This is a genomic window from Shigella sp. SIG6 (assembly GCF_053555815.1).
Map to the genome: position 1 here is coordinate 1 of NZ_JBQZXC010000179.1, position 5411 is coordinate 5411.

The window sequence follows — 5411 nt, forward strand, 5'->3', positions numbered from 1 at the left end:
TAACACACTTCTTGCCGCACTGGCATTCATCGCTTTTCAGGCACAGGCGGTGAACGTCACCGTGGCGTATCAAACCTCAGCCGAACCGGCGAAAGTGGCTCAGGCCGACAACACCTTTGCTAAAGAGAGCGGGGCGAGCGTGGACTGGCGTAAGTTTGACAGCGGAGCCAGCATCGTGCGGGCGCTGGCTTCTGGCGACGCGCAAATCGGCAACCTCGGTTCCAGCCCATTAGCGGTTGCAGCCAGCCAACAGGTGCCGATTGAAGTCTTCTTGCTGGCGTCAAAACTGGGTAACTCCGAAGCGCTGGTGGTAAAGAAAACTATCAGCAAACCCGAAGATTTGATTGGTAAACGCATTGCCGTACCGTTTATCTCCACCACCCACTACAGCCTGCTGGCGGCGCTGAAACACTGGGGGATTAAACCAGGGCTAGTGGAGATTGTGAACCTGCAGCCGCCCGCGATTATCGCCGCATGGCAGCGGGGTGATATTGATGGTGCTTATGTTTGGGCACCGGCGGTTAACGCCCTGGAAAAAGACGGCAAGGTGCTGACCGATTCTGAACAGGTCGGGCAGTGGGGTGCGCCAACGCTGGACGTCTGGGGGGTGCGCAAAGATTTTGCCGAGAAACATCCTGAGGTCGTGAAAGCGTTCGCCAAAAGCGCCATCGATGCACAGCAACCGTACATTGCTAACCCTGACGCGTGGCTGAAACAGCCGGAAAACATCAGCAAACTGGCGCGTTTAAGCGGCGTGCCTGAAGGTGACGTTCCGGGGCTGGTGAAGGGAAATACCTATCTGACGCCGCAGCAACAAACGGCAGAACTGACCGGACCGGTGAACAAAGCAATCATCGACACCGCGCAGTTTTTGAAAGAGCAGGGCAAGGTCCCGGCTGTAGCGAATGATTACAGCCAGTACGTTACCTCGCGCTTCGTGCAATAAAAGGAGGCGCAGATGCTGCAAATCTCTCATCTCTATGCCGATTATGGCGGCAAACCGGCACTGGAAGATATCAACCTGACGCTGGAAAGCGGCGAGCTACTGGTGGTGCTGGGGCCGTCCGGCTGCGGTAAAACCACCCTGCTGAATCTGATTGCCGGTTTTGTGCCTTATCAGCATGGCAGCATTCAACTGGCGGGTAAGCGTATTGAGGGACCGGGAGCAGAGCGTGGCGTAGTTTTTCAGAATGAAGGGCTGCTACCGTGGCGCAATGTACAGGACAACGTGGCGTTCGGCCTGCAATTGGCAGGTATAGAGAAAATGCAGCGACTGGAAATCGCGCACCAGATGCTGAAAAAAGTGGGGCTGGAAGGCGCAGAAAAACGCTATATCTGGCAGCTTTCCGATGGTCAACGTCAGCGGGTGGGGATTGCCCGCGCGCTGGCGGCGAATCCCCAGCTGTTATTACTCGACGAACCGTTTGGTGCGCTGGACGCCTTCACCCGCGACCAGATGCAAACTCTGCTGCTGAAACTCTGGCAGGAGACGGGCAAGCAGGTGCTGTTGATTACCCACGATATAGAAGAAGCGGTGTTTATGGCGACTGAACTGGTTCTGCTTTCATCCGGCCCTGGCCGTGTGCTGGAGCGGCTGCCGCTCAACTTTGCTCGCCGCTTTGTTGCGGGAGAGTCGAGCCGCAGCATCAAGTCCGATCCACAATTCATCGCCATGCGCGAATATGTTTTAAGCCGCGTATTTGAGCAACGGGAGGCGTTCCCATGAGTGTGCTCATTAATGAAAAACTGCATTCGCGGCGGCTGAAATGGCGCTGGCCGCTCTCGCGTCAGGTGACCTTAAGCATTGGCACGTTAGCGGTTTTACTCACTGTATGGTGGACGGTGGCGGCGCTGCAACTGATTAGCCCGCTGTTTTTGCCGCCGCCGCAACAAGTACTGGCAAAACTGCTCACCATTGCCGGACCGCAGGGATTTATGGACAGCCACGCTGTGGCAGCATCTGGCAGCCAGCCTGACGCGCATTGTGCTGGCGCTACTCGCGGCGGTGGTGATCGGTATTCCGGTCGGGATCGCCATGGGGCTAAGCCCGACGGTGCGCGGCATTCTGGATCCGGTAATCGAACTTTATCGTCCGGTGCCACCGCTGGCTTATTTGCCGCTGATGGTGATCTGGTTTGGTATTGGTGAAACCTCGAAGATCTTACTGATCTATTTAGCGATTTTTGCGCCGGTGGCGATGTCGCCGCTGGCAGGGGTGAAAAGCGCGCAGCAGGTTCGCATTCGTGCCGCCCAGTCGCTGGGTGCCAGCCGTGCGAAGGTGCTGTGGTTTGTCATTTTGCCCGGCGCGCTGCCGGAAATCCTCACCGGATTACGCATTGGTCTGGGTGTGGGCTGGTCTACGCTGGTAGCGGCGGAGCTGATTGCCGCGACACGCGGTTTAGGATTTATGGTTCAGTCAGCGGGTGAATTTCTCGCGACTGACGTGGTACTGGCGGGGATCGCGGTGATTGCGATTATCGCCTTTCTTTTAGAACTGGGTCTGCGCGCGTTACAGCGCCGTCTGACGCCCTAGCATGGAGAAGTACAATGAGTGAACGTCTGAGCATTACCCCGCTGGGGCCGTATATCGGCGCACAAATTTCGGGTGCCGACCTGACGCGCCCGTTAAGCGATAATCAGTTTGAACAGCTTTACCATGCGGTGCTGCGCCATCAGGTGGTATTTCTGCGCGATCAAGCTATTACGCCGCAGCAGCAACGCGCGCTGGCCCAGCGTTTTGGCGAACTGCATATTCACCCTGTTTACCCTCATGCCGAAGGGGTTGACGAGATCATCGTGCTGGATACCCATAACGATAATCCGCCGGATAACGACAACTGGCATACCGATGTGACATTTATTGAAACGCCACCCGCAGGGGCGATTCTGGCAGCTAAAGAGTTACCTTCGACCGGCGGTGATACGCTCTGGACCAGCGGTATTGCGGCCTATGAGGCGCTCTCTGCTCCCTTCCGCCAGCTGCTGAGCTGGCTGCGTGCGGAGCATGATTTCCGTAAATCATTCCCGGAATACAAATACCGCAAAACCGAGGAGGAACATCAACGCTGGCGCGAGGCGGTCGCGAAAAATCCTCCGTTGCTACATCCGGTGGTGCGAACGCATCCGGTGAGCGGTAAACAGGCGCTGTTTGTGAATGAAGGCTTTACTACGCGAATTGTCGATGTCAGCGAGAAAGAGAGCGAAGCCTTGTTAGGCTTTTTATTCGCCCATATCACTAAACCGGAGTTTCAGGTGCGTTGGCGCTGGCAACCGAATGATATTGCGATTTGGGATAACCGCGTGACTCAGCACTATGCCAATGCCGATTACCTGCCACAGCGGCGGATTATGCATCGGGCGACGATCCTTGGGGATAAACCGTTTTATCGGGCGGGGTGATACGAGTGCGGACGGTTCCCTCGCCCCCTTGGGGAGAGGGTTAGGGTGAGGGGGCGTTCACCGTACTTTCAACAGGTTAACTCCCCCTTTCTGAGAGGAAAAAAATTAACGCAGAATCTTCTTCTCAGCCAAATCCAGCGCAAAGTAGCTGAAAATCAGATCCGCACCCGCACGCTTAATTGAACCTAAGCTTTCGAGCACGACTTTCTCTTCATCTATAGCACCCGCCAGCGCGGCGAACTTAATCATCGCGTACTCACCGCTCACCTGATACGCGCCAATCGGCAATTCAGTACGTTCACGCAGCTCACGCACGATGTCGAGGTACGCTCCAGCAGGTTTAACCATCAAGCAGTCTGCGCCCTGGGCTTCATCCAGCAGTGACTCACGAATCGCCTCGCGACGGTTCATTGGGTTCATCTGATAGCTTTTGCGGTCGCCTTTTAATGCGCTTCCGGCAGCTTCACGGAACGGGCCATAAAAGGAAGAGGCGAACTTGGTCGAATACGACATAATCGCCGTATCTTTAAAGCCTGCAGCGTCCAGCGCCTGACGAATCGCCTGTACCTGGCCGTCCATCGCGGCGGAAGGGGCGATGAAGTCTGCGCCTGCAGCAGCTGCAACCACGGCTTGCTTGCCTAAATTTTCCAGAGTCGCGTCGTTGTCGACGCCATGCTCGCACAGCACACCGCAGTGACCGTGAGAAGTGTATTCACAGAAACAAGTGTCTGACATGACGATCATTTCTGGCACAGTCTGCTTGCAGATGCGCGACATACGCGCCACCAGTCCATCTTCCCGCCAGGCGTCGCTGCCGGTTTCATCGGTATGGTGAGAGATGCCAAAAGTCATTACGGAACGGATACCGGCGTTGGCGATGCGTTCAATTTCGCGTGCCAGATGTTTCTCTGGAATGCGCATCACGCCTGGCATGGCTTCAACGGCTTTGTAGTCGTCAATTTCTTCTTCAACAAAGATCGGCAACACCAGGTCGTTAAGGCTAAGTGTTGTCTCTTCAAACATAGCGCGCAGCGCAGGAGATTTGCGCAGGCGACGAGGGCGTTGGATTAAGTCTGTCATGGTCTGCCTGATGTTTGTGGAATTAAGGTGCACAGTATACCTGAAGCGGGGCAGGAGTGTTTTACGAAAGTTGTCGCGATGTTGACAAGAAGAGAATGAAAGAGAGACCAGGACATCTTTGTAATAGAAATAGCAATAATTTCATATTCACTGAAAATATTTTTAATCTTTATTTATAGCTCTTGGTTATTATTTTTTTTGTCGTTTGGTTGTGCTGCTATAAATTGAATAATTCAAACTTTGTTGTATATTGATAAGATATTTATCTGGTTTGTGTTTTTGATATTTATAACGCGTATGCATCAAAAATAACATTATCTGCAACATGCTGAAATATCGTCCTTTTATCAATTTGATGCGTGTTTTCCTCCATAAATTATATATGTCCACATTCGGACTTAGGGGAAAGAATAATTGAACCATTCGTCTGTAACGCAGCATAATCGTTAGCGCGAAACATAATATGTTTTCTATGCATTGATAATTGATGGATCAACTTATTACGTCCCTGAGGAGGGATGACAAATGCACTCCTGGAAAAAGAAACTTGTAGTATCACAATTAGCATTGGCTTGCACTCTGGCTATCACCTCTCAGGCTAATGCAGCGACCAACGATATTTCTGGTCAAACTTACAATACTTTCCATCACTACAACGACGCCACCTATGCTGATGACGTTTACTATGATGGTTATGTAGGCTGGAACAACTATGCCGCTGATAGCTATTACAACGGCGATATCTACCCGGTCATTAATAACGCTACCGTTAACGGCGTGATTTCTACCTACTATCTGGACGACGGTATTTCTACCAATACCAACGCCAATAGTCTGACAATCAAAAACAGCACTATTCACGGTATGATTTATTCCGAGTGCATGACAACTGATTGTGCTGATCGTGCGGATGATTACTACCATGACCGTCT

4 protein-coding genes and 2 pseudogenes are annotated in these 5411 nt (G+C 52.8%); 5 read left to right on the plus strand and 1 reads right to left on the minus strand.

Features of this window, described 5'->3' with window-relative positions; genetic code table 11:
- The 4 genes and pseudogenes from tauA to tauD all read left to right on the plus strand — a co-directional run.
- The coding region (gene tauA / locus ACUU1M_RS18450) for a taurine ABC transporter substrate-binding protein (protein WP_449144731.1) at positions 1 to 946 on the plus strand (946 nt) is incomplete at its 5' end.
- Positions 947 to 958: 12 nt separating this feature from the next.
- Positions 959 to 1726 carry a taurine ABC transporter ATP-binding subunit gene (tauB, locus tag ACUU1M_RS18455; RefSeq protein ID WP_000939365.1) on the plus strand — a complete coding sequence of 256 codons (768 nt, stop codon included), beginning with the start codon at positions 959 to 961 and terminating at the stop codon, positions 1724 to 1726.
- Positions 1723 to 2533, plus strand: a pseudogene (gene tauC / locus ACUU1M_RS18460) (taurine ABC transporter permease TauC). The gene tauB and the pseudogene tauC overlap by 4 nt, the downstream one beginning before the upstream one ends.
- A gap of 14 nt (positions 2534 to 2547) precedes the next feature.
- A complete protein-coding gene (gene tauD, locus ACUU1M_RS18465) occupies positions 2548 to 3399 on the plus strand; it encodes a taurine dioxygenase (protein WP_000004018.1) in 852 nt (283 codons plus the stop codon).
- Between the two features lie 105 nt (positions 3400 to 3504).
- Here the strand turns inward: tauD and hemB are convergent, their stop codons facing one another.
- On the minus strand, positions 3505 to 4479 hold the full coding sequence (gene hemB, locus ACUU1M_RS18470; protein WP_001295337.1) for a porphobilinogen synthase: 975 nt from the start codon (positions 4477 to 4479) through the stop codon (positions 3505 to 3507).
- Between the two features lie 525 nt (positions 4480 to 5004).
- Between hemB and ACUU1M_RS18475 the strand changes: the two are divergent.
- A pseudogene (locus ACUU1M_RS18475) lies at positions 5005 to 5411 on the plus strand (autotransporter outer membrane beta-barrel domain-containing protein); the annotation flags it as partial.